The sequence below is a fragment of the Noviherbaspirillum sp. genome, from assembly GCF_035254685.1.
Lineage (GTDB): Bacteria > Pseudomonadota > Gammaproteobacteria > Burkholderiales > Burkholderiaceae_D > Noviherbaspirillum.
Genome location: NZ_DATFAI010000020.1, coordinates 32,149 through 54,715 on the forward strand (window position 1 = coordinate 32,149; position 22,567 = coordinate 54,715).

Consider the following 22,567-nt stretch of genomic DNA (forward strand, 5'->3'; position numbering starts at 1 on the left):
TCGCACGGAGGTGCCATGAAGATGCAGATCGAAGAGATGCTGGAGCCCGTAAGCGAGTTGCAGCCATGCGGCGATGACTTGTCTTTTTCTGCTGAGTTCGACCGGATTCAGGAATCGCGCCGCGAGGATGATCCGAACGTAGATTATGGCGACTGGCAAACAACGCTCAAGCAGGCAGACTGGCACGCCGTTGTTGCAGATTGCCGGCAGCTGCTGATCGCGCGCAGCAAGGATTTGCGGCTGGCCTCCTGGCTGGCAGAAGGAATGATAAAGACATCAGGCCTCGCCGGCCTCCTGGGCGGACTTGAGATCGTCGCACGTCTCCTGGCTCGCTTCGGTGCCGGAATTCATCCTCAGGCAGAGAGCGACGACCAGGAGCGGCGTATCGCGACCTTGAACTGGTTCGCGGCGCGCACGGCGCAACTAGTGCCACAAATACCCCTTACTCGATCGAACGGCGCCTGCTACAACCTGAATGATTATGAGGCCGCGCAGCAGTTGCAGCTTCAATTGCAGCGCAATGCGGAAAGCGTCGAGAAAATTGATGGAAAGCTCACGTTGGAAAAGTTTTCATCCGCCGTTGGCAAGACGCCGAAAGCACTTTATGTTGAATGGATGTCCGAGACTGGACGGGCTATCACTGCACTGGCGCATTTGACGGAGGTATGCGACAGGCAGTTTAGAGTCGATGGGCCGTCGTTTGCAAAGCTGAGTGACAAAATCGGCGCGGTCCACGAGCGATTGCGGATGATTGCAAGGGGACTAGGAATTCCTGTGCCGGGAGAGGATGTCCGGTCGGACGTGCCGCGAGATCCGGCTGATGGGCCGGTGGCAGCTCAGGACAATTCTGTTCACGATCTGTTCCGGACGCGCGCGGAAGCGCTCAATGTCCTACGACAGGTGGCAGATTTTTTTCGGAAGACTGAGCCGCACAGCCCGGTGGCTTATCTTGCGGACAAGGCTGCGACTTGGGGGAGTATGCCCCTGCATGTCTGGCTACGCAGTGTCGTAAAGGATCACGGTACCTTGTCTCACCTTGAAGAAGCGCTTGGCCTGGACAAGGAGCAGGACAGGGCTGGTGCAGGCTAAAGATGCCAGCGTAAATCCGGTTGCAGTGGCGCTCCGTGCTGCTGAAATATACGTACCGTCTGTATCGGTTGTCCTGCCATCGCCATTTTAGGTGGGTACGCCGCAGCTACTTTCAGGAACACTTCCCTGAGCCCGTGCGAGCCGTGACAGGAGAGTTAGCTTACTGGCTGACACGGAAGTCGATTCTTCGATTTTTCCGGCGACCTTCCTCGGTCGTGTTTGAAGCGACCGGTTGGTCGGCGCCCATTCCGCTCGTTCCGATAAGTGCCGGCGAAATCCCTTTTGAGACAAGATAGGTCTTGACTGAGTCAGCGCGCGAGCGAGACAGGGCTGTGTTCCTTGCTGGCGTTCCGATATTGTCGGTGTGGCCGATGATTTCAAATTTCGTGGCGTCCAGCTTCTTGATCGCGCCCGCTATCTCATCCAGAATTAATTTTCCGGATTCGGTCAGTAGTGCGCTTCCATGTTCAAACTCGACGACGCGATTGGCCAAAACCTGATCAATCAATGTCTGGCCTGCTGCTGTGACGCGTAGGCTATTTCTGATGACATACGAGGCATTGAGTGATTTCGCAAAATCATTGGTGATCGCTCGCCGCACGTTTTCACTTGCAACTTCCCCGTGTATGGAAACATTGGTTCCGTCGACGGCGAGCTGCCCCTTGCCGATCAACTTCAATTGCGGAGTGAGAATGTTCGGTACATTGGCAGACCAGCCCGGCGGGGCCGAAACGCGACCTACGCTCAATTGATCGACGACCTTGCCCGATCCGAATATCTCCTGCAAGCGCGCCAGAAACGCAGCCCTGGTCGCCTCGTCCGGTACTGTCCCGGTAATGACGACCGGACTGGACGTCGACTTCTCGGCATAGATTGTCTCGGCAGGTGCGGATCTGAACGCGGTCAGCAGAAGGAGAACGATGAGTCGGGCACACGAAAGACAAGAAGTGTTCATCCAGGATGGCGATTTGTGATGTTGAACTCGGGACACGGCAGGCATCGACATGGTTATCCGCTGAAAGCCTGCCGAAAGGTTTCCACCATCTGGCGCAAGGACAGGTTTCCGTGCTCCAGATAGCTCGCCAGTTTTGAGGTTGCGGAGTCGAGACTGAGACAGTCCTCGACCCATGCAGAGTTGCTGACGTCAACCAGGAGTGCGGATGCGGTCTGTTCCTGGAGCAGGGCGCGAAAGATTGTCGGTGTCGTTCCGTTGAAGGTGAGAATCAGTTTAGGCGTGCCGAAGTGCATGCATGAAAAGACGCTGAGCTCGAATTCCGCCCGTTGAACGAAGGTGCTAACCAGATCGAGCCAGAGCGCCTTGACGAGGGCGAACCATGCCGGATCACATGGCAATGGAAATATCAATCCTTTTTGAGGCGGATCGGCATGGTTGGTCAGGACGGGTTGCAGCAGGTATCCGGTTGCGAGAATCATTTGCCTTGGCGTCGCGTAGGTGTCGCAGATGCCGAGAGCGTCCTCCAGCATGGCAATCGTGGTGGTCTCGAGAAATTGGCCATAGGTTTCGATGATTCTGCCTTGCGAAAAGCTTGCTTCCAGCGGGACCTCGCTGAGCGTGGCGAGCGTATCGTTGACATCCGCGGCTTTGGCGGCGTGATGAATCAAGGCGCGCAGGTGATTTGTGTGCCGCTCCAGCACAAGTGGGCTGAGGGGAAGAAACGCAAGAGACTCATCGGCTTCAAAAAGGGTGGCGGCAATAAAGGGGAATCGACGTGATGAGGCGTCGGCGCTAGGAATCAACGCACCACAGATCGCATGCTTTTTGCGTGTCCCAATAAAGAGGAAATCGATCGGCGCCGTGGAGTCGTAACAATTTTTCCAGTCCGGACTCGCGATAAGCAATTCCATGCCCTGCGTCACCCAGTTGTCGATCAAGGCGATGACCTTTGCACCTGGTGAGCTCCTTACAAAGTCCCCGCGTGACGCAATCTTGCCGAAGAAGAACGAACTGTGATTGCGCAATTGAATGGCTTTGGCCGTGGTCATGTTCTGATTTGCCCGTTCAAGATTCCCGCGTCATTCCTCTGCGCCGGCCACCTTGGCCGGCAATCTCAGCCCGCGGAGACCGGCTTCGGCGATTGTGCTGGATGCAGTACTGTTTCGTGCATCACTGATGAGCTTGAAATTGACGCTCACTGCGATGCCCTCGCCGGACCAGGACATGCCGAAGATGCCATTGTCGAGTTTTTTGCGTTGTGCCGAGTTGATGAGTTTTTCCAGACCGAACTGCCCAGGAAAGTTGGCCACTTCGATTGTTTTGCCATCGCTGGTTGTGACAACGATCCTGGCCCCGGGTTGGCCAAGGGCGGAGGGCCACGAGAAATTGACCCAGTCCTGCCGCCCATTCCTATAACGCAGGCTTTGGCCGTCGATGTCGATGCTGTATTCCGCCAGACCGGGAGTTGGCACTGGTTGCAGCTGGAACATGGTTTGAGGCTGCGGGCCAGTATTCGTGGCCGAACTTGTCACGCCCTGCGGCGCAATATAGCGGGCCAGATTGCCGGTAAACCCGGCATTGAGGCGAAGACCCATGTCGGCCCAGGTTCGGGGAGAAATCGTGTCGCCGCGACGAACAACCAGTAATCCCATGGAGGTCTGTACGAATCGTGCAATTGCTCCTTCAGGTCCGAACACCTGGCTGATCTCACTCGAACTTGCTTCGAGCCGGGCATCAGGTGAAAAAGGATATTTTGCAGCAAGCGATTTGGTGAATGGATCAAATACCTGCGCGGCCCAGATTCGGTTGAGCTCCTGTTCGACAGGAGAAATGATGGCGGAGAATGCCTGCATCAGGGGGCGCACCAGTAGCGGACGTATGGTTGCACGCTCGTTGTCCGGCATGCCGGTCAGCATACTTTCGTCGACATATTGCAGTACTTCTGCGATTTCCGAATTGCTGCCATCGAGGGTGGCTTGCATCAGCTGCCGGCTTGCCGGCCCGATGTCGCCGCTGTTCCTGATCTGGTTGAAGCGCATGCGCACATGGGAAAGCCGCGCGAGATAACCATTGAGGAGCGACCTATCCCTGTTTTCGCCGCGCGCAACGACAAGCCTCGCAATCCCTGTGAATTCCCTTCCGATCCCACCTGCGCCTATGTCGCCTTGCTTGCCTGAAGCAATGTTCGGGAGGGCTTGGGCTGGCGCCTTGCGCAGTACGACTGTCCTGAACCAGTCTGCAATGCCATGACTCGCATTCTGCAGCCCCTGGGTGACGAGGGATGGATTGTCCCACGATGTCTCCTTGTACAAGGTTTGCATCAGGGAATTGATCGGCGAGGATATGGGATCGCCAAGTCGCTCCATGCCGGCTGCTGCAGAATCGAATGAAGAAAAATTTGCGATTGTGATGCCCTGGATGAACTTCTTCCATTCCCTGACATACTCGGTCTTGTACATCCGGACCAGCTCGCGCTGGATCTGCTCCGGGCTGCCTTCCAACGAAAGGTCATCGCGCATCGTCGTGTTCAGAACCCAGTCTGCGCTTCGCAGTGCCTTCGTGCTTGCTTCCCTGATGGCGCCGTCGACAAACTGCTCCCAGGCAGCACGGGTGAAGGCGCCAGCTACCGCATGGCTGCCGGCGAGAATATCCTTGCCTTGTTCGCCTGCGACGGCAGCGACCGTCAGTGCTGGAAAGCGTGTCGATGCACGCATCTTGATTTCGCTGTAAACACGTTCGCGTGCCGGCGTTCCCGTAATAATGGGGCGCAGCGTCTCTCGCGTCTGGTCCACCAGCGCGAGCTGGCTCTCGATCAGTGGGAAATCTGGCTCCTGGACCTGTGAAAGATAGAAGGCAATGATCTTCTCTGCGCTCCGAATGACCTGCTCGCGCGCCGCATTCCCGCGATTGGCTTCCAGCCATGTCCGCCAGATTCGTGTGACCTGGTCTCCCAGGTGCGCGGTGTCGACATGACTCCGGTCCGCAAGCATCAAGTAAGTTTTCAGGGCGTTGTACGCGTCCTCGGCACTGGATGGCGAGAGGCTCGTGTATATGGCTTGATGTGGTCTGCTCTGTCCGCTGCCATCGGCGGCAACAGTGGAGGCAGCGTTTGGCGGCTGCGATGGTCGAACCGCTACTTCAAGCCTGGGGGGATTCTTGTTCACTTCGGACAGAAACCCCTCCAGGCTGGCCGTCACCGGATTGAGCATGACCTGCCGCAGCCCCTTGAAATATTCTTCTCGTAATTTATGTTCGACCCGTTCGCCCTGGTACAGGCCGAAGCCCAATGAAAGAGGTTTGTCGGCGTGATAGCGTTGCAGCTGCTCGAGTCGTTCCTGGATGGTCTCAAGCGCTTCAAGTCGGGATGCGAGATCGAGCCGCGTTTCCTGGATCCGCGCTGCCTTGTTCAAGTCGGCCTGGACGTTGGCGACATACTGGCGATTTGCCTGGAATGACCAGCTCCATCCGCCTAGAAGGAGACTCAATGCGAGGACGCCACCGAAGAAGGTTGCCTGACGCACGAGGATTCTGCGGCGGCTTGCGTAATGTCGGATCAAGTGACGATCAGCGAAAATGACCGAGGAGAATAGGTTGCGCAGAAAAAAGCCTGTGCCGGAGCTGATGCTTGCGCTCATTCTTTTTCCGGAAGACAGGCCGTATTGCTGGATGATCCGTTGTCCAGTGGCATGAGTCGCCACGCCTTCCTGTATCGCGCTGGTGAAGTAAAAGCCGCGAAAGATCGGTTTGAACTGAAATGGGTTGTCTTCGAACAGTGTCGCGATGAAGGTGCGCAGATGCTGCTTGATCCCGATGAATTCCATCGGAAAGGTGAGGATGCCAGGGCTCATCGCTTGGCCCCGGTTGAGGGACATGCGCGTATTACCGAGCTCCTTGAGGCCATCGGCCAACAGGTCGAAGTGCTGGTCGAACTGTGACGCGGCATTGGCCTTGCCCCCTGCGTCATACGGGAAGGTTGCGCCCCACACACGGTTTCGCTCGCTGGCGTCGGAATCTTCAAAGAAGTCGACGAATCCGGCGATCAGGTCGACCTTGGTGAACACGACGTAAACCGGAGCGAACAGTTCCAGGCGTTCCGTGAGTTCTTGCACACGCTGCCTGAGCTGCCTGGCAAGGTTGATGGTGAATTCCGGGCGGTTACCAGTCAATTCCGCAATACTGGCAACGATGACGACGCCGTTGATTGGCACCTTTGGACGGTGTTTTCTGAGCAGGCCGAGGAAGCCGAGCCATTCGCTGCGGTCCTCATCATGCACGGCATAGCGGCCGGCAGTGTCGAGCAGGATGCCTTCAGTAGTGAAGAACCAGTCGCAGTTTCGTGTACCTCCGATACCCTGTATCGCTTGCCCTGCATTGTCAGAATAGGGGAAATTCAGGCCGGAATTGACGATGGCAGTACTCTTGCCCGCTGCCGGATTGCCGATGACGATGTACCACGGTAATTCATACAACGCGGCACGTCCCGTCGTCTCGCCGAGTTTTGACGTCTTGATCGTGAGGACTGCTTCCAGCAGGTGCTTGCGCAGGATCTCGACGTCTGGTTTTCTTGCCGCAGGAGCGGCGTTGACGGCTGCGTCGGCCTGGCTCCTGAATATTTGTTCCATGGCCTCGGACGCATGTTCTGACTGTTTTCGGCGAATGATCCAATAAGACGTGCCGGCGAGCAGCATGGCCGCGCCCACCGTGACCATCCATATCACGGGAACGTCAAGCAGGAACATGGCAAGGAAGAACGACGCGATAGCCAGTATCAGTCCGAATGCGACGACGATTCGGATACTGTTGGACGGGTTGAAAATGCGATTCATGGACGAGATTCTCTATGCCACATGCGGGAGGTCGGTTTCTCCGCGGGTAATTCGAGCGGCGGCAGGAATGAGGACGGCGGCGGCACGGTCCAGGTCATGGCTGACGTTAAAAAGCAGCACTGGATGGCCAGCATCGGCGCAGCGGGTGACGCCTGCGACCAACAGGGCTGGAACGGACGTCGTACCAAGGTGGCCGCACGCCTCGTTTGTGGCGAGGCGGTGACGGATGGCGTCGAGTTGGGGCGTGTGCGCCGACATCACGGCAATACTTTCCAAAGTCCGGCTTGCGCGATGGTCGGCATCGCAAGCGACGGCACCGAGCTGCGCCGACGCTATGCCAGATGCTTCGAGTGCCGCCCCAACGGTTTGCTGCAGCGCCTGGCATGAAGGCCGGGCTGGAGCATCGGCTGAATGCGGGCGTTGCGTCCTGAATACTGGTGTCAGTGCGCAGGCTGCTTCGATCCCTGTCATCTGCAATGCTTTTTGGTTCGAAAACAGGGCTCCGAACGCGGCTTCTCCGACCATTAACCCATCCGGTCTGGCGGAATCAAATAGCTTCTGCTGATTTTCCAGATCTTCGATCACTGTCGGGCAAAGGCGCGAATCGCAGGCAAGAAGCAGAAGGGCTCGCGGGACCGTATCGTGAAGACTTGTGCGCCGAAATTCGTCGGCGGCGGCCAATGCGCTGGTATCGTCCATGGCAGTAATGACGTTGAACGTGCGCTCGCCCGGACAAGACAACAATGCGAGACGTTGTGCCACGAATTCTTCGGCGAGCAGTCGTTCCGGCGCAGGGAAATCGGTCGGCACGAGTAGGATGACGTGCAATTGCAGGAAGTCCCCGTCAGGTGCCGTGAGCCCCGAGGAGCCGCGCAGGATCGGCGCCATTCCGGACGGGACGCTTGCGTTCTCGGCGGCGCTTCCGGGCAACGGCCAATCCGTCAGAACCTGATTCAGCAAGGACTCGAGGAGTGCAAGCGCGCGTGTGAGGGAATCTCGCCAATGCTCATTATCCGGGTCAGCCTTCCGGGCGGCCAGCAGCTGCCGCAGATTCTGGTCGATGGCCTCGGTATCGAGATTCAGGGCTCGTCCTGCCAGGACTGGAAAACCCTGGGTATCAGTCAGGGTGTGGTCCGGATTCGGACGAGAACGTTGTGCAATAAGTTGTTCAACGAAGCCTTCCTGATCTGGTGCGAGGCATGTTGCAGCCCAGGTGGCGAGAATCGGCAGTGCAGAACCGGTTGATGTTCCGGGACGGACGTCCTCTGCTTCAGTGGGCGAGGTTGTAGTCGCGCCGCCTGCGGAAGGCGGTTGGGAATGTTTAACCGTGCCGTGGAGTTTGCTTGCTACGAAAACGCATAGCAACAGCATGAGGGGAAGCGCGATCAGGTAGGCCAGCGTGTCCGCCGTAGTGATGACGCGTTGGGTGGATTGCCACCAGCCGATCACCAGGCACCAGGTCAGGATGATGACGACTGCCGAGATGGCGGCCCAGCGTGATGCTGTGCGAAATGTGCTGTTTGCGTGAGGCGTGGGCGACATCGATTAGAGTGATATGTTGCAGGAATGTGATCCTACGGATGAGATTTGTCTGTCTATGCGCTGAAAACAGAAGTCTGGGATGCGATCAGGATGGCCCCGCAGGCGGTTCTATCTCCGTGGCGTGCGACAGGCCTGCCGTCAATGACCACGGTCGGGTCGCCAGTTGCGATGACAGTCGTTCCGCCGTGACCTTTCTTCGGACAGGTCACTTCGTCGCCGACACGTGCGATACGCTTTCCTTGGGTGTCGGTGGTGGCAGCTCCGCCGATAACCTTGCCGCCATGGTCGGTCACGTCGCCAACAACAATAAATGCTTTCGTCATAAAACTTGTTTATTTGAAAAGATTGTCTAAATGATAACTTAAGGCTTTGCGGATGTGGATGGTTTTGAAGCGCCAGCGGCCACCAGTGACCTTTTCCTCAGTTCCACATGGCCGAAATCCATCAGTTGCCAATTGCCGCCCCAGGTGAGACCAAGTGATTCCGCGAACTGGCCGTACAGACGGTATCCCTCCATTGCCCATGGGTCGCGTTCCGATATCACGATCCTCCCGTCCCGATAAAACGCGCTGTCTGCCGCAAGGCCGAACTGGTGATAGCTCTGATTGGGGCCGGCATAAGTAACGTGACGGCCGAGCTGCGCCAGTTGTGCTTGTCGTTCGGGGCTGCGATACCCTTCAAGCAAGGCCATGCGGTATCCGCGACCTTCCATCAGCTTGTACAGAGCCAGCAGGCGCTGGCGGAAATCGGAATCGAGCTGGCTCCATTCGCGGCTTGCGGTACCCAGTTGGCGCTTTTCTGCGTCGACGTCCCTGCTGATGAACAGCTCCGGAGGAAGTGGGGGCGGCGGCACGAGCCGTTCACCGGAGAGCAGCGCGACGATGACGGGCGAAGTTGTCGGAGCCACGTCGTTGTAAGGCTCGAGTGCGGGAGGCGGCAGGAGGAAGTGTGCGGCCAGCGGTGGAGTCGAGAGGATCGCAAGACTGGCCAGGATTGCTCGGCGGTGACGAATTGCGCCGGCTTTAAGCATTTCTGCTGACTGCGTGATGAATTGCAGGGTGTTTGCCTTGCGACGCAGTGCCGGCTGATAGCGGGCCTGCAGCCACGCGCCGAATGTCGTGCGCAATTGCCGGACATGGGACACCCATTTCTGCCTGCTTGCGGTTTCCATGACATACCAGCCTCCAATTCCAATGACGATGAAATGAACTACGGCAAGGAATGCAAGGAAATAGGTGTCGCGCACAAGGTCTGCCAGTTGCAAATGTGTTGTTAAAAAAACAAAATCAAATGTTATTATAAATGTAAGTATTGCAATTTTGAAAACTGTTTTATGCCTTGCAGGAAAGGATGCATCTGGGATGAATAAGCAAACGAGACAAGCCGTCCCGGAACTGAAAATACCGGAGCGGCCATCGCTGTACGGCGATGGCGTCATGGAGGGACGCGGCGGTTTCAGTATCCTCGAAGGATTGGAGCCCCGGCGGCGGCAGTGGCGAGCATCACGAATGGCCTGGTGGGGGTTATTGTTGGCAATGGTGGGAACAGGCGTGGCAATTCTTTCCAACCTGCGGATGACGCAATCGATTTACGCGCCGCACTTGCGGGCTGACGTCGGAAATGAAAGGCCGCAGGCAGTAAAGAATGTTGTGTCGCAACTTGCCGCGGTGTCGCCTGCTGTGAGCAGTAACGTAGATGCTCGACCCATGGTTATCGAAGCTTCGCCAGGCGAGGACGGGGCGGAAACGCCGGTCTTGGTTGGCGAACGCATAGAGCCCGCAGTGGCAAGTACGGGCGACGTCGCCGGCAATCATGCAGACGATGCTGGAGCGGATTCGGGAATTCGGGCGACGAACCTGGTGCCTGCGGCCTCGCATCAGACAGCCGCCGGAAAATCGAAAAAAGAAGCGGCGCATGTACTTGCGCGACCCAGTACGCGGGATGCAAAGAGCGAGAGGAAGTCGGCGCAGCAGACGACGAAGAATCCGGACAAGGATGTTGAGCTGATTGCCGCGCTCTTGTCGCATCTGTCCGGGCCGGCAAAGAGGAAAAACGAGGTGAATTCTCGTCCGCGCGCCAAGGACGAATCCGATTCGCTGAAACACACGAGGCCCGCCGATCAGAACAAGGAGGTCGTGATGCGCGATTCCGGCGAACCACTGGACTCTCTCGTCAAACGATGCAAGGCGCTCGGGATGATCGAAGGCGAGCTTTGCAGGTTACGAATCTGCTCGGGAATGTGGGGCAAGGACCCCGCCTGTCCGGCGGGGCCGAATTCCGCCAGCGGTGTGCAATAAGTTCAACGCTGACACGGCAGCGACAGGATGACTTCGAGCCCGCCCGCGGGATGGTTGTGCAGGCGGATCGTGCCCCCATGCTGTTCGGCGATATTGCGGGCGATGGTCAGACCGAGGCCCGTGCCGCCCGTGTCGCGCGAGCGGGAGTTTTCGAGGCGGTAGAAGGGATCGAAAACCTTTTCCTGGTCGTCATCGGGGATGCCGGGCCCGCCGTCCCTGATGCGGATGATGGCGTATGCTCCATCACGCCCTACCGTCACTTTCGCGAATTGTCCGTATTTCACCGCATTATCGATCAGGTTGGTGAGGCAGCGGCGCAGCGCTACGGGGCGCGCCATCAGGGCGGCATGGGTCTGTCCGCTGCACGTCACGGCCTGACCGGCATCGGAAGCATCGGTGCATACGCTGTCGATCAGCGAATCGAGATCCAGCGACTGCAAACGCTCTGCTGAGTCCATGCTGCGCGCGAGATCCAGTCCCTCGCGCACCATACTTTGCATGGCGGAAAGGTCGCTGATCAATTTTTCACGCAGCTCGGTATCGTCGACCTTTTCCAGCCGCAGCCGGAGGCGGGTCAGCGGTGTCTGCAGGTCGTGCGTGATGGCGGCGAGGATATGGGCGCGCTGCTTGATGTGATGACGAATGCGCAGTTGCATCGCGTTGAACGCGGCGGCCGCCTGCCGGATTTCGAGCGCACCGCGCTCGGGCAGGGGAGGGCGCTCGATATCGTTGCCAAGTTCGGTTGCCGCTTTTGCCAGCTGCTTCAGCGGACGCATGGTCATGCGCGCCACGAGCGCTGCCAGCAGCGCAATGCTGAACAGAAACGCGAGAATGTAGGTCAGGTAATCCTGCTGCGGACGCAGCATCGGCGGGCGGGGCGGGGCGACCGTCAGGCGCAGCCGCGCGCCATCGTTCAGCGTGATGAGCAAGGCTTCGCAATTATTCCGGTAGTCCGGAAGACGCCGCATGCGGCGCCGCATGCCGGGCGGCGGGCAATCCGCCGCGTTGCCGGTCACGGAGGCGACACGGTATTCCTGGGGCAGGCGTTCATTCAGCAGCTCGGCCAAGTCCGAGCGGGTTTCCGTCGTCTGCTCGGCCGGGTCGGCCATTTCGGCGCGCATGCCCATGCCGCCGGCCGCGGCCAGGAACTGCGGGCGCAAGTCGGGAGGGACCGATTCCAGCGAAAGAACGAACTGCGCCATACGTTCCACCGCGTGGAACTCGCGGAACTGGCGCGCCATCTTCTCGCTCTCGTTGAAAGCGAGGAACAGCATGAGGACCGCGCTGAGCACCACGCCGGAAATCAGGACCAGGATCACCCGGCTCGTCATCGACTGGAAGAGCGCTCTCATTCCTTGGCAACCACGGTGGCAAGTACGTAACCCTCATTGCGCACGGTCTTGATGATTTGCGGCGAACGCGCGTCATCGCCCAGCTTCTGGCGTAGGCGGCTGATTTGCAGGTCGATGGAGCGATCGAACGGATCGGCGTCGCGGCCCTGCGTGAGGTTGAGGAGCTGGTCGCGGCTGAGGACGCGATTGGCGTGGTCGAGGAACACTTTCAGCAGGCGGTATTCCGCTCCCGACAGGGCAACGACGGTGCCACTGGGGTTGATGAGGTGGCGCGCCGTGAAGTCCATGGTCCAGCCGGCAAAATGCATCTGCTGCGCTTCCGCCGTCTGCAGATTCGGCGGGAGTGCTTGCGCGCGGCGCAGGACGCTGCGGATGCGGGCAAACAGTTCGCGCGGCTCGAATGGTTTGGGGAGGTAGTCGTCGGCACCCATTTCGAGGCCAAGGATACGGTCCAGTGGCTCGCCGCGCGCTGTCAGCATGATGATGGGCATGTCCGAGCGGGTGCGCAGGTTGCGGCAGAGCGTCAGGCCATCTTCGCCGGGAAGGTTCAGGTCGAGCACGATCAGGTCGACCCGTGCTTCATCCAGGATTTTCCACATTGCCTTTCCGTCGGCTGCAGTCAGCGTGCGATAGCCATTCTTCTCGAGGTATTCCGCAAGAAGGGTGCTGATTTCTCTATCGTCGTCGACGATCAGGATTTGGGCAGGTTGTTCCATGAGCGTAATTATGGCGAATTCAGCCGGACACGATGTCACGCAATTGTATCGCTCTATTTCCAGCAGCCGGTGGGATACAACCCGATACAAATGCCATTCGGGCAGTTACTTCATGCTACAAGATTTCCGCTGCCGGACAAGCCGGGGATACATTCGCGCCGCAAGATGGGAACCGTGCCGAGATGGATGCACGTGAACCACGAATGACCTGAGCATAGGAGTAATGATGACAACGTTTCGCAAACATTTATTGATCGGGCTTGTTGCGCTGGGCGTCGGTGGCGGCTCTGTCGCTGCCTATGCCGTCGGACCGGGCTATGGGCCTGGGCCAGGGCCGGCGAATGGCCAGGGATACGGCCCGGGGTCGGGAGGCGATCCGGCAAAATTCGCCGAGCGCATGAAGGAGCATTTCGACCGGCGCCAGGCTGAATTGCACGACAAGCTCAAGCTGACCGCGGCGCAGGAGCCGGCCTGGAACACCTTCACGCAGCGCATGCGCCCCACCGTACCGCCTGCATTCGCTAACAGGGCGGCGCTCGACAAGCTGCCCGCACCGGAGCGCATGGAGAAGATGCTTTCCTTCATGAAAGACCGTGAGGCGCGGATGGCCGATCACGTCGTCGCGGTGAAGGAATTCTATGCTGTCCTGACGCCGGAGCAGAAGAAGGTCTTTGATGATCAGTTTGCCGCCGGAAGACGTCACCGACCCGGACGCTGGTAGCCGATCGGACGAGGGAGCATGCTCCCTCGTTCTTGTGCCTGCCTGTCGCAGCTCCGTGGTTGTATCGGCGGATGTGTCAATGTTCTCTCTTCGTTTATTGCCTCTCACGGCCTTCCTGTCCCACGCCCGCGCCTGATGCGGGCATCTTTCATCTTCACCACTAGATCCTCCCGTTCGCGGATGTTGTGCTACGTGCGAGCTGTCACGTTTTGGAGCAGGTGGTGAATTTTGAATCACCCGGATTCATCGTAATACCCGATTTCCCCCTGATTCCTCACTTCCGCAGCCGCGGAAAGAGATGGCACACAGATTGCGTTACATACGCGTCACCAAAGGATTCGTGACACAGGCAGGAATGATGTCAGTTCCTTGCATTCGCTTCGACCGGAGCGTGGGAGTCGAACAGTCGCCCATGCACCTGGGCGCTTTGGACCGGAACGGGAGGTGTCGCACAACGCGGCCGCCCGGCACAGGAAGTCAAATCAAAAACAGGAGGAGTCAATGAAAACACAGTTGATCAAGTTGTCTGTCTTGTCGGCGCTGGCCGGCCCGTTGGCGGTGTATGCCGCCGGCGTTACCGACGCCATGATCGAGGCAAGCGCAAAATCGACGAACGAAGTGCTGACCTGGGGCATGGGCCAGCAGGGACAGCGCTTCTCGCCGCTCACGCAGATCAACACCAAGACCGTGAAGCACCTGGTGCCCGCATGGTCGTTCTCCTTCGGCGGCGAGAAGCAGCGCGGCCAGGAATCCCAGCCGCTCGTGTACAACGGACGCATGTTCGTCACTGCATCCTACTCGCGTATCTACGCGCTGGATGTGAAGACTGGCAAGAAGCTGTGGAAGTATGAACATCGTCTGCCGGAAAACATCATGCCTTGCTGCGACGTGATCAACCGCGGCGCTGCGCTGTATGACAACCTCGTGATCTTCGCAACGTTGGATGCACAGCTCGTGGCACTCAACCAGGAGACCGGCGAAGTCGTCTGGAAGGAAAAGATCGACGATTACGCTGCCGGCTATTCCAACACCGCCGCGCCGCTGATTGCCAAGGGCCTGCTGCTGACCGGCGTGTCCGGCGGCGAGTTCGGTATCGTGGGCCGCGTCGAGGCGCGCGATCCGCGCACCGGCCAACTCGTGTGGTCGCGTCCGACTGTCGAAGGCCACATGGGCTACAAGTACGACAAGGACGGCAACCCGACCCCGAACGGCATCAGTGGTACCACCAACAAGACCTGGCCGGGCGAACTGTGGAAGACCGGCGGTGCGGCAACCTGGCTTGGCGGCACTTATGATCCGAAGACCGGCCTGGCCTACTTCGGCACGGGCAATCCGGCGCCGTGGAACAGCCACCTGCGTCCTGGCGACAACCTGTATTCGTCGTCGACGGTCGCGATCGATGTTGCAACCGGGCAGATCAAGTGGCACTACCAGACCACGCCGCATGACGGCTGGGACTTCGACGGCGTGAATGAATTCGTGACCTTCGACATGGACGGCAAGCGCCTCGGCGGCAAGGCTGACCGCAACGGCTTCTTCTATGTGATCGACGCGAACAACGGCAAGCTGGAAAACGCCTTCCCGTTCGTGAAGAAAATCACCTGGGCCAGCGGCATCGACCTCAAGACGGGACGTCCGAAGTACATCGACGAGAGCCGCCCCGGCGATCCGACCAAGGGTGAGAACGGCAAGAAGGGCAAGTCCGTGTTCTCCGCACCGTCCTTCCTTGGCGGCAAGAACCAGATGCCGATGGCTTACAGCCCGAAATCGAAACTGTTCTATGTGCCTGCCAATGAATGGGGCATGGAAATCTGGAACGAGCCGATCAGCTACAAGAAGGGTGCTGCGTATCTTGGCGCTGGCTTCACCATCAAGGCATTGAACGAAGATTACATCGGCGCGCTGCGTGCGATTGATCCGAAGTCCGGCAAGATCGTATGGGAAGCCAAGAACAATGCGCCGCTGTGGGGCGGTGTCATGACCACCGCGGGCGACCTGGTGTTCTACGGCACGCCGGAAGGCTACCTGAAAGCACTGGATACGAAGACCGGCAAGGAAATGTGGAAATTCCAGACCGGTTCCGGCGTCGTGGCGCCCCCGATTACCTGGCAGGACGGTGACACTCAGTACGTGGCCGTGGTGTCCGGTTGGGGCGGCGCAGTTCCGCTGTGGGGTGGCGATGTCGCCCGCCGCGTCAACTTCCTCGAACAGGGCGGATCAGTTTGGGTCTTCAAGTTGGCGAACTGATCGCCGATCTGCTGTCTCTGCCTCCTTGGGTGCTAGTTTGCACAGCTAGCCTCTACCTCACCTGAGGATGGTTTTGGCCGATGATATGTGTCATCGGCCTTTTTTATTGGCCGCGCGGATTCGGGAACGAGTCAATCCGTACTGTCTTGGTCGGACTTGTCAGTGCGAGTTCTTGCGAAGTTGTGGAGAGTTCAGGTAATTCCGTATACACAAGGGCACAAGGGTGCGATGTGCGGGAGTGCCCTTGATGCCTTCGCAAGTGCGCGCGTAGCGCACCCCGCGGCATTGTCTGATGATCTATACGGAAACGAACCGGGTTTGATGGGCCAATGACGTTCTGCCAGGGCGATTCCTGGCTTGTCATTCCGGTCACGCTGAAGCGAGGTGTTCCAGGATGTCGCAACAGTGTCACATATTGGAACAATCCCCGCTTGCTGTTTTCACATCTTGAAGCGAAGTCCGATGGTGACGATGCGCGGCGACCCTGGAGCGACGAAGCGAGCCTCCGCAGCTTCGGCCGGCGCGACATGTGGCTGCACCAGACTGCCGTTCGGGAACATGTCCTGCGCGAGTACGCCGTAGGTTTCATAACGGCGGTTGAAGAGGTTGCTGACTCTTGCAAAGAGCTCCCATTGACGGTTCTTCTGGTAGCTCGCGTGCAGGTTGAAGATCGCATGGCCGCGGATGCGCCAGTCGGCAGCGACGGGAGTGCCGCTCGTTGTGTCGGTGCGCATGCCGTCCTCGTTGCCTTGCGTTGCCATGCTTGATACGGCCAGCATGCTGCTGCCGATGGTCAGCTTGTGCGTGGCATTCCAGTCGATGCCGAGTTTGAGCGTGTGGCGCGGCAAGCCGGCGATGGGTGTGCCCGGATGTACGTTCACATTGCGTTCACCCGCGAACAGCGTGCCGTCGGCGTCGTAGGTGGCGCGCAGATAGCTGTAGGAGAGATGTGTGCTGATACTGCCCATCGTGCGGCTTGCGGTGAAATCGATGCCGCGCCGCCGCGTACGCGCGAAGTTCGCAAAATAGCCTTGCTGGGTGGCGCCGGCAGTGAAGAACAGGATGTCGTCGCGATTCACCGTCTGGTACGCCGATACGGATAGCGATGTGCCCGGAGACGCCTGCCAGCGCGTGCCCGCTTCGATGGTGCGCGACACGACCTGCTTCAGGTAGGGATCGGATTGCAGGCCGGCGGGCAGGCGGCAGGGCTGAGCAGGATCGGCGCAGCCGAGTTCGATCACTGTCGGGACGCGATTGCTTTGCGCAACATTCGCAAATACCGACAGGCCTGTACGCAGATCGCGAGTGATACCTAGCGCCGGGTTGAGCTTGCTGTAGGTAAATCGTTCGTGCGGCTGCTCGCCGCTGGTGTTGCTCAGCGTATTGCCGACCTCGACATGGTTGAAGCGGGCCGCGCCGGTGATATGAGTGGCGCGTGCGACTTCCCAGGTGTCGGTGGCGTACAGGCCGAGGGCACGCGATGTTCCGTGTACGCCTGCGACGAATTCCGGTGCCGCCTGCGGATCGGCGCTTACGCCACGATCGCCATTGAACCAGGCGTCCTGCTCCTGCTGCGCATACCGCACGCGACTGGCGTCGAGCGCGGTGCCGAGCGTGAACTGATGGCGTTCGAGCGTTTTGTTCAGATTCAGGCTGAGGCCGATGCTGTCCTGCCTTGTCGACGCGCTGTTGAGCGAAGCAGAGTGCAGCGCGGCTGCTGAAGCCCTGTCGGTGCCGCAGCTTGCCGGATCGACGGCCGCGCCGCTGGCGTCGAATCCGGCCGCGCAGTCTTGCGCATAGTTGCTGTATTGCTCGCTGACATCGCCTGTGACGCCATCGCGCCGGCTGTTGCGCCAGTATGCGCCGGCGACGATATCGGTCTCGGCATCGAGCGCGTGACGCAGGCTTGCCGCGATCTGGGTCAGGCGATTTTCCGTCACGTCCGGAAAGGTGTAGGCGGCGCGGGGATTCGACTCATACAAGCCATTGATTGGACCGCCGGCGGACCAGCGATAGCTCGGCAGCAGGCCGTTGCCAGCCAGGCGGCTGGAGCCTTGAAGCAGCGAGATGTCCCATTGCGTCGTTCCACGTTGCGCGCCGATCTTTGCAAACAGGTTGCCGAGGCGGCTTTGCGAATGCTCGCGCCAGCCATTGTCGTCGAGCAGCGTGGCTGCCACGAAGCTGTGCAGTCCGCCCTGATGGCGGGTGCCGTAGGCGAGGTCGAGCCGCTTGCTGCCGGCGCTGCTGACGGATGTTTCGGCTTCGAGGCCGGGATGGCTGCGCCCGCTTTTCGTTGTAAAGGCCAGCGCACCGCCCAACGTATTGAGGCCGAACATCGGGTTCGATCCGGGCACGAGCGAAACGCTGGCGATGGCCGCTTCGGGCAGCATGTCCCAGTTCACGACGTCGCCGAAGGGCTCGTTCACGCGCACGCCGTCGAGATAGACCGACATGCCCTGCGGCGATCCGAGGATGGGGGAGGCGCGAAAGCCGCGGAAGGTGATATCGCTCTGGAACGAATTGCCCTGGATGTCGTTCGCGTTGACGCCTGCGAGCTGGCGCGTCATGTAGTCGGTGAGCGTGCCGGACTGCGACTGCTTCAAGGTCTTGTCCGAGGCAGTTTGCACAGCGTAGGGAAGCAGCCTGCCGTCGATGCCGAGGCCGGGCAGCAGGGCTGCCGAGACGACCGACACGGAAGGCAATTCGCGTTCAGGCGCTGCAAGCTGCTGCGCCTGAACCGCCGGAGCTGCGGCAGCGGCCAGCAGCGCGATCGCATAAGCGAGCATGCGCGGCTCGACGGCCTCGATCAGGAGGTCGACGAGGTGGCGCGAATCCGCGCTGCGAGAAAACAAATCCATAAAAGCGCTCCTCCAACAATATAGGTATGGCACTTCGCAGCGCAATTTCCGTTCCCGCATTCACGATGCCGGTTTCCGCTCACGGCGGATGCGCGTGGCATGCAAATTGCAAACGTGGTGGAAAAGCCTGTGTCACACCGATCAACCACAACGTCAACATGCCAATGAATTCATTTCATCGCCTTCGCTGCAGTGCGGCAGTCGTCCCATCGCCTGGGCTGGGGCCGGTCCTTGCCCTTTCATTAAGCGTTCCTTTGCTCTGCATGTCGCATCCCGCGGCAGCGCAGGAAAAGAAGCTGGAGGATGTGGTCGTATCTGCAAGCCGTTCCGAGCAGCGCCGCTTCGATGCGCCGGCATCGATCGATGCCGTGCAGGTCGACACGCAGCACGCCTCCTCGCCGCTGGTGAACCTGTCGGAACTGTTGCAGGCCGTGCCCGGCATCCAGATCCGCGAGCGGCAGAACTATGCGCAGGACCTGCAGGTCTCGGTGCGCGGTTTCGGCACACGCTCCACCTTCGGCGTGCGCGGCGTGCGCATCCTGATCGATGGCATTCCGGCCACCATGCCGGACGGGCAGGGGCAGGCGGCCACGGCGAGCCTGAATTCCGCGCAGCGCATCGAAGTGCTGCGCGGCCCGGTCGCGCAGCTCTATGGCAATGCGGCGGGCGGCGTGGTGCAGGTGTTTACCAAGGAGCCGCCGCTCAAGCCCGCGCCTCCGTTTGCGAGCGCAGCAGTCGGCGCCGGCAGCTACGGGCAGCGGCAGGCGGATGTGTCGGTCGGCGGTGGATCGGAAACAGTAGGCGCGCTGCTTGATGTTTCGAACTATTCAACTGATGGCTATCGCGACCACAGCGCGGCCGAGCGTTCGCAAGTCAACGCCAAGCTGGTGGCGCATCCCTCGGCGGACACCACCATCACCGGCATATTCAACCGCTTCGACCAACCGACCGCGCAAGATCCGCTCGGCTTGACGCATGCGCAGTTCGAGCAGAATCCGCGGCAGGTCGCGCCCGGCGCCATCACGTTCGATACGCGCAAGCGCATCGAGCAGAACCAGGCCGGCGTCCTGCTCGATCAACGCCTGTCTGCTAACGACACCTTGCATGCGCGCGCCTACGGCGGGACCCGGCAGATCATGCAGACGCTCTCATTCAGCGGGAGCGCGGCCAATTCCGCCGGCGGCGTGGTGGACCTTGACAACAGCTTCCGTGGCGCGGGAATGAGCTGGACGCACAAGACGAAGGTCAATGCATTGCCGCTCAACTGGACGCTGGGCGTCGAGGGCGACCAGCTCGATCAGACACGGCGCGGCTATGTCAACAACAACGGCAGCGCCGGCGCACTGCGGCGTGACGAGATCGACAGCGCCGACAACCTTGATGTTTTCGGACAGGTCGACTGGACCTTCTCGCCGCAATGGACGGCGACGGCCGGCGCGCGCGCGTCGCGTGTGCGCTTCGCGGTCGATGATCACTACGTGACGTCGGCCAGCCCGAACGACAGCGGAAGCGTTGAATACCGCAATACCAGCCCGGTGGCCGGCCTGGTGTGGCATGCCACGGATGACATCAACGTGTATGGCAATATCGGGCGCGGTTTTGAAACGCCGACATTGACCGAGATGGCGTACCGGCCCGATGCGACCGGGCCCAATCTTTCCCTGAAGCCTTCGCGCAGCGTGCAGGGCGAGGTGGGCGTCAAGCTGCACAGCGGCAGGCACAGCGTCGACGTGGCGCTGTTCGATGCACACAGCAATGACGAGATCGTTCCCCTCACCAACGATAACGGACGCTCGATTTTCCAGAACGTCGACAAGGTGGAACGGCGCGGACTGGAAGTGTCATGGAAAGCCGCCTGGGACAAGCTCGCCACGCAGCTCGGTTACACCTTGCTGGATGCGCGCTTCAAGCAGGCGTTTACCAATGGACAGGGCACGGCGGTTGCTGTCGGCAATCGACTGCCGGGTGCGCCGATGCACAGCCTGTTTGCCCAGCTTGAATACCGGCCCCAGGATGCTGTCACGACGGCCCTGGAAATGCGCGCGGAGAGCCATGCCTACGTCGATGACCTCAACAGCGATGCCGCACCGGGATATGCAGTATTCAATCTGCGCGCCGGTTATGACTTCCGCGCTGGCAGCATGAAGATGCACTTGTACGGCCGTCTCGACAACCTGTTCGACCGCAATTACGCCGGCTCGATCATCGTCAACGACGGCAATCGCCGCTTCTTCGAACCGGCTGCCGGCAGGCGTCTGTTCGTCGGGCTGCGCACCATGTTTTGACATATATAAGGCCGCTCGGCCAATAACATTACGGAGACATCATGAAGAAGCATTTCACCGCGTTACTCGTCCTTTCCGCCTGCGTGCTTGGCGCACATGCCAGCCCTTTCGCCTATGTGCCCAACGAGAAGTCCGGCACCCTGTCAGTAATCGATTGCGAGACGGACTCCGTCGTCGATACGATTGCCGCCGGCAAGCGGCCGCGCGGACTTGTCGTCAGCCACGACGGCAAGTCCTTGTATGTCAGCGACCAGGCCAGCAACGCGCTGCTCGTGGTGGACCTGGCGAAGCGGGCCGTGGTGTCGAAGGTGGCGCTGGAGGAATCGCCAGAGGGCGTCGGCATCTCGCATGCCGGTGACTGGGTGGTAGTGGCGAGTGAGATCAGCAACAGCGTGGGCTTCGTCTCGACAGACACCAACCGGCAGGTCTTCAGCGTCAAGACCAAGGGCAAGAACCCGGAACACGCAGAGTTCAGTCCGGATGGAAAGTGGCTGTACGTGAGTGCGGAAGAAGCGGACTCGGTGGACATCGTGGACGTCGCCAAACGTGAACAGGTCAATTCAATCAAGCTCGGCGAACGCCCTCGTGGCATCGGCTTCTCGCCGGATGGCAGCAGGGCTTACGTCGCGGCGGAACTCGCAAGCATGGTGTATGTGATCGACGTGCCGAAGCAGTCGCTGATCGCGCAGGTCAAGGCCGGCAAGTTTTCCAACGGCGTGGCGGTGCATCCGGACGGCAGGCATGTCTACATCTCGAACGGCAAGGATGCAAGCGTATCCGTGATAGACACCGCAGAGAACCGCGCGATCGCCACCATCCCGGTCGGAAAGCGGCCGTGGAACATGGCGTTCACGCCGGATGGGCGCAAGCTTTATGTTGCGAACGGCCGATCGAATTCGGTATCGGTCATTGATACGCAGAGCAACCAGGTCATCAAGGAGATCGCGGTGGGTGAATTGCCCTGGGGCGTGGTGGTGCAATGAACGCCGCGGTGGAGGAGACGGACATGAACGAGAAACTGCCACAAGCGTACAGCAGGCCGACCATGCTGCTGCATTGGATGATGGCGATCCTGCTGTTCGTGCAGATCGGGATCGGCTGGTACATGGTCGACATTCCCAAGCGCACGCCGCCGGTCGCGTTCTACTACGACATCCACAAATCTCTCGGGCTGATTGCGTTTGCACTGGTGCTGTTGCGCCTGTGGTGGAAGTCGCGCGTGCCGGCCCCGTCACCGGTGGGATTGCATCGCTCGGTCCTGCAGGAGAAGGCGGCGCAGGCCTCGCACAGGATGCTGTATGCGTGCATGGTGATGACACCCTTGTGCGGCATTGTTTCGTCAAGCTTCACGCGCCATGGCATTCGCTTCTTCGGCTATCCGCTGCCGCAGCTCGGATGGGATGAACCGCTGATCCACTCGGTGTTCAACAATATGCATGTCGCATTTTCATGGCTGCTCGTTGCACTGATCGCCGTACACGTGCTGGCAGTGTTCTACCATCTTTCGGTGACCGGAACGCGCATCATCTGGCGCATGCTGCCGCACTGAGCAGGACAGTAATTCAGCATCGACATGCGAAAGCCGGGTGGGCGCCGTCCACCCGGCTTTCTTTTTTTTGCATGTGCTGGTGGGCGAGGGGCGTGATGACAGTCCGCCAAGGGCACGCATCGTTGCGTTC

16 protein-coding genes are annotated in these 22,567 nt (G+C 59.7%); 7 read left to right on the forward strand and 9 right to left on the reverse strand.

Translation table 11 applies throughout. The features are described from left to right. Positions 1-15 precede the first annotated feature (15 nt). Positions 16-1,089, forward strand: coding sequence for a type VI secretion system protein TssA (gene tssA / locus VJ698_RS06155; protein ID WP_324101839.1), 1,074 nt, complete (start codon positions 16-18; stop codon positions 1,087-1,089). A 160-nt stretch (positions 1,090-1,249) separates the two neighbouring features. Here the strand turns inward: tssA and VJ698_RS06160 are convergent, their stop codons facing one another. From VJ698_RS06160 to VJ698_RS06185, 6 genes are read right to left on the reverse strand one after another with little or no spacing between them, the layout of a single operon-like run. Continuing rightward, positions 1,250-2,095, reverse strand: coding sequence for an OmpA family protein (locus tag VJ698_RS06160; protein ID WP_324101840.1), 846 nt, complete (start codon positions 2,093-2,095; stop codon positions 1,250-1,252). A 2-nt stretch (positions 2,096-2,097) separates the two neighbouring features. After that, positions 2,098-3,093 carry a type VI secretion system-associated protein TagF gene (gene tagF, locus VJ698_RS06165; protein ID WP_324101841.1) on the reverse strand — a complete coding sequence of 332 codons (996 nt, stop codon included), beginning with the start codon at positions 3,091-3,093 and terminating at the stop codon, positions 2,098-2,100. A 30-nt stretch (positions 3,094-3,123) separates the two neighbouring features. Continuing rightward, entirely contained in the window at positions 3,124-6,870 is a 3,747-nt protein-coding gene (tssM, locus tag VJ698_RS06170; RefSeq protein ID WP_324101842.1) for a type VI secretion system membrane subunit TssM, read from the reverse strand. 12 nt (positions 6,871-6,882) lie between these two features. Then, positions 6,883-8,412 (reverse strand): hypothetical protein, encoded by a 1,530-nt coding sequence (locus VJ698_RS06175; protein WP_324101843.1) that lies wholly within the window; start codon positions 8,410-8,412, stop codon positions 6,883-6,885. 53 nt (positions 8,413-8,465) lie between these two features. Next, positions 8,466-8,735 (reverse strand): PAAR domain-containing protein, encoded by a 270-nt coding sequence (locus tag VJ698_RS06180; RefSeq protein ID WP_324101844.1) that lies wholly within the window; start codon positions 8,733-8,735, stop codon positions 8,466-8,468. 38 nt (positions 8,736-8,773) lie between these two features. Then, entirely contained in the window at positions 8,774-9,850 is a 1,077-nt protein-coding gene (locus tag VJ698_RS06185; protein ID WP_324101846.1) for a M15 family metallopeptidase, read from the reverse strand. On the opposite strand from VJ698_RS06185, the gene VJ698_RS06190 reads away from it, so the two are divergent. After that, a complete protein-coding gene (locus tag VJ698_RS06190; RefSeq protein WP_324101847.1) occupies positions 9,849-10,709 on the forward strand; it encodes a hypothetical protein in 861 nt (286 codons plus the stop codon). The genes VJ698_RS06185 and VJ698_RS06190 overlap by 2 nt on opposite strands. Before the next feature lie 2 nt (positions 10,710-10,711). On the opposite strand, the gene VJ698_RS06195 is transcribed toward VJ698_RS06190, so the two are convergent. Next, the gene (locus tag VJ698_RS06195) at positions 10,712-12,061 is read right to left on the reverse strand and encodes an ATP-binding protein (RefSeq protein ID WP_324101849.1); all 1,350 of its coding nucleotides are present in this window, start codon (positions 12,059-12,061) and stop codon (positions 10,712-10,714) included. Continuing rightward, entirely contained in the window at positions 12,058-12,777 is a 720-nt protein-coding gene (locus VJ698_RS06200) for a response regulator (protein WP_324101850.1), read from the reverse strand. Before VJ698_RS06200 ends, VJ698_RS06195 begins: the two co-directional genes overlap by 4 nt. A gap of 223 nt (positions 12,778-13,000) precedes the next feature. Here VJ698_RS06200 and VJ698_RS06205 point away from each other — a divergent pair, with 223 nt between their 5' ends. Together VJ698_RS06205 and VJ698_RS06210 are read left to right on the forward strand one after the other, a co-directional pair. Further along, complete coding sequence (locus VJ698_RS06205) at positions 13,001-13,498, forward strand: Spy/CpxP family protein refolding chaperone (protein ID WP_324101851.1); 498 nt, start codon at positions 13,001-13,003, stop codon at positions 13,496-13,498. A gap of 501 nt (positions 13,499-13,999) precedes the next feature. Further along, positions 14,000-15,745, forward strand: coding sequence for a PQQ-dependent methanol/ethanol family dehydrogenase (locus VJ698_RS06210; RefSeq protein ID WP_324101852.1), 1,746 nt, complete (start codon positions 14,000-14,002; stop codon positions 15,743-15,745). A 440-nt stretch (positions 15,746-16,185) separates the two neighbouring features. Here the strand turns inward: VJ698_RS06210 and VJ698_RS06215 are convergent, their stop codons facing one another. After that, entirely contained in the window at positions 16,186-18,603 is a 2,418-nt protein-coding gene (locus VJ698_RS06215) for a TonB-dependent receptor (protein WP_324101853.1), read from the reverse strand. 263 nt (positions 18,604-18,866) lie between these two features. Here VJ698_RS06215 and VJ698_RS06220 point away from each other — a divergent pair, with 263 nt between their 5' ends. The 3 genes from VJ698_RS06220 to VJ698_RS06230 are packed head-to-tail and all read left to right on the forward strand — an operon-like array spanning position 18,867 to position 22,437. After that, positions 18,867-20,888 carry a TonB-dependent receptor gene (locus VJ698_RS06220; protein ID WP_324101854.1) on the forward strand — a complete coding sequence of 674 codons (2,022 nt, stop codon included), beginning with the start codon at positions 18,867-18,869 and terminating at the stop codon, positions 20,886-20,888. 41 nt (positions 20,889-20,929) lie between these two features. Next, positions 20,930-21,871: a beta-propeller fold lactonase family protein gene (locus tag VJ698_RS06225; protein WP_324101855.1), complete on the forward strand. Its 942-nt coding sequence runs from the start codon at positions 20,930-20,932 to the stop codon at positions 21,869-21,871. Between the two features lie 23 nt (positions 21,872-21,894). Further along, positions 21,895-22,437, forward strand: a complete 543-nt coding sequence (locus tag VJ698_RS06230; protein ID WP_324101856.1) for a cytochrome b — start codon at positions 21,895-21,897, stop codon at positions 22,435-22,437. Positions 22,438-22,567 lie beyond the last annotated feature (130 nt).

Excerpts from the sequence above, each read along its gene's own strand:
- VJ698_RS06210 (WP_324101852.1), top strand. The coding sequence starts at position 14,000 with ATGAAAACACAGTTGATCAAGTTGTCTGTCTTGTCGGCGCTGGCCGGC.
- VJ698_RS06220 (WP_324101854.1), top strand. The coding sequence starts at position 18,867 with ATGTCGCATCCCGCGGCAGCGCAGGAAAAGAAGCTGGAGGATGTGGTC.
- tagF (WP_324101841.1), bottom strand. The coding sequence starts at position 3,093 with ATGACCACGGCCAAAGCCATTCAATTGCGCAATCACAGTTCGTTCTTC.
- tssM (WP_324101842.1), bottom strand. The coding sequence starts at position 6,870 with ATGAATCGCATTTTCAACCCGTCCAACAGTATCCGAATCGTCGTCGCA.
- VJ698_RS06180 (WP_324101844.1), bottom strand. The coding sequence starts at position 8,735 with ATGACGAAAGCATTTATTGTTGTTGGCGACGTGACCGACCATGGCGGC.
- VJ698_RS06195 (WP_324101849.1), bottom strand. The coding sequence starts at position 12,061 with ATGAGAGCGCTCTTCCAGTCGATGACGAGCCGGGTGATCCTGGTCCTG.
- VJ698_RS06190 (WP_324101847.1), top strand. The coding sequence starts at position 9,849 with ATGGAGGGACGCGGCGGTTTCAGTATCCTCGAAGGATTGGAGCCCCGG.
- tssA (WP_324101839.1), top strand. The coding sequence starts at position 16 with ATGAAGATGCAGATCGAAGAGATGCTGGAGCCCGTAAGCGAGTTGCAG.
- VJ698_RS06215 (WP_324101853.1), bottom strand. The coding sequence starts at position 18,603 with ATGGATTTGTTTTCTCGCAGCGCGGATTCGCGCCACCTCGTCGACCTC.
- VJ698_RS06175 (WP_324101843.1), bottom strand. The coding sequence starts at position 8,412 with ATGTCGCCCACGCCTCACGCAAACAGCACATTTCGCACAGCATCACGC.
- VJ698_RS06230 (WP_324101856.1), top strand. The coding sequence starts at position 21,895 with ATGAACGAGAAACTGCCACAAGCGTACAGCAGGCCGACCATGCTGCTG.
- VJ698_RS06225 (WP_324101855.1), top strand. The coding sequence starts at position 20,930 with ATGAAGAAGCATTTCACCGCGTTACTCGTCCTTTCCGCCTGCGTGCTT.
- VJ698_RS06200 (WP_324101850.1), bottom strand. The coding sequence starts at position 12,777 with ATGGAACAACCTGCCCAAATCCTGATCGTCGACGACGATAGAGAAATC.
- VJ698_RS06185 (WP_324101846.1), bottom strand. The coding sequence starts at position 9,850 with ATGACGCCATCGCCGTACAGCGATGGCCGCTCCGGTATTTTCAGTTCC.
- VJ698_RS06160 (WP_324101840.1), bottom strand. The coding sequence starts at position 2,095 with ATGTCGATGCCTGCCGTGTCCCGAGTTCAACATCACAAATCGCCATCC.
- VJ698_RS06205 (WP_324101851.1), top strand. The coding sequence starts at position 13,001 with ATGATGACAACGTTTCGCAAACATTTATTGATCGGGCTTGTTGCGCTG.